This window comes from Streptomyces sp. H39-C1 (assembly GCF_027158125.1).
GTDB classification, from domain to species: domain Bacteria; phylum Actinomycetota; class Actinomycetes; order Streptomycetales; family Streptomycetaceae; genus Actinacidiphila; species Actinacidiphila fildesensis.
This window is the reverse complement of the sequence record NZ_JAPVLS010000261.1, coordinates 1-1,386: the sequence shown is the minus strand read 5'-3', so window position 1 is coordinate 1,386 and position 1,386 is coordinate 1. Positions and strand designations below refer to the sequence as shown.

Genomic DNA, 1,386 nt, shown 5'->3' with positions numbered 1-1,386 from the left:
CCGCAGCCGATGTCGAGCACCGGGCCGCGCCGGCACCGGAACAGCAGCGCGGTGTCGGCGGCGTCCGGCGCCGCGCACCACCGCTCCACGTCCAGGGGCAGCAGCCAGCCGTCCGCCCTGCGCAGGAACAGCGGGCCCCGGCCGGAGCGGATCGCGTGCGCGTACGGGTCGTCGATCCAGGGCGCGGGGGCCGGGACGGGGGCACCGGTTCGCTGCGCGATCGTCGCGGTCGCGCCGTCCACCGGCGTCACAGGGCCTCCGTCCGGCCGGCATCGGCGTGTCCCGCCGGCATCGGCAGGATCCGCAGCGGCCCTGGCGGAAGGTCGGCCGCGCGCAGCGCGGCGGCGAAACGTGAGCCGGGTGCGCGGGCGGCGACCTCGGCGGCGTCGGCGGCGGTGTCCACGTCACGCAGCACCGGCAGGTCCCTGACGCGCAGCCCGGCGTCGGTGAGACGGGCGCGCTGGATCTCGCCCGTCCGGTCCGTCGACATCGGCACCCCGGGGAACAGCGAAGGGTCCGGCTCGGCCAGGCCGACCGCCCAGAAGCCGCCGTCCTGCGCCGGGCCGAACCACGCGTCGCAGCCGAGCCAGGCGTCGGGCCGCAGCGCCGGCTCCAGCAGGGCCGGGGTGAGCTGCGGGGTGTCCATGCCGACCAGCAGCGTGGGCCCGGTACAGCCGGCGAACGCCGCCGCCAGCCGTTCGTCCAGGCCGCCGGACGTCTGCGCAACGACGTCGAAGCCCGGCGGCAGCCACGGGCCGGGCGCGCCGTCCAGCACCAGCACCCGACGGCGGGCCGGGGCGCGCAGCACCGCGTCGAGGGTGTCGGCGAGCGCCGCCTCGGCCAGCGCCGCCGCCTGCCGCGGCGAGTACGGCGGGGTGAGCCGGGTCTTGACCCGTCCCGGTACCGGCTCCTTGGCGATCACCAGTAGCGTCGTCATGCCGGGAGCGCCGGTCATCGGGCGGCCCGGCCGGTGTGGGCGGGCCGGATGAGCTGACCTGCGGGAGCGGGCCGAGCCGGTTGAGCGGGCTGGATAGGGACCGTGGCGGGCCGGTCGTCGCTCGCCGGGCCGGCCGGTGGCGGCTGCCGCAGCACGGCGCTCATGTCCCGGACCGCGTGCCAGGTCCCGCGCCAGGTGCCGGTCACTTTGGAGCGGCCGGTCCTGGGCGCGTACGGGACGTCGGTCTCGGCGATCCGCCAGCCGGCGTCGGCCGCGCGGACCAGCATTTCGAGCGGGTAGCCGGACCGGCGGTCGGCCAGTTCCAGGCCGAGCAGCGCGGTCCGCCGGGCGGCCCGCATCGGGCCGAGGTCGTGCAGCCGCAGACCGGTGCGGCGGCGGATGCGCCGGGCCAGTTCGAGGTTGGCGAGCCGGGCGTGCGGCGGCCAGGC

At 78.2% G+C, this 1,386-nt stretch carries 1 protein-coding gene and 2 pseudogenes; all 3 read right to left on the bottom strand.

What is annotated here, in order from left to right; translation table 11 throughout:
• Positions 1–242 (bottom strand): annotated as a pseudogene (locus O3W51_RS48100) (SAM-dependent methyltransferase); the annotation flags it as partial.
• Between the two features lie 5 nt (positions 243–247).
• Positions 248–937, bottom strand: coding sequence for a TIGR04282 family arsenosugar biosynthesis glycosyltransferase (locus tag O3W51_RS48095; RefSeq protein ID WP_269290423.1), 690 nt, complete (start codon positions 935–937; stop codon positions 248–250).
• Positions 938–951: 14 nt separating this feature from the next.
• Positions 952–1,386, bottom strand: a pseudogene (locus tag O3W51_RS48090) (glycosyltransferase); the annotation flags it as partial.

What these genes read in the sequence shown, in the direction of transcription:
- O3W51_RS48095 (WP_269290423.1), bottom strand. Translation starts at nt 937, where the DNA reads ATGACGACGCTACTGGTGATCGCCAAGGAGCCGGTACCGGGACGGGTC.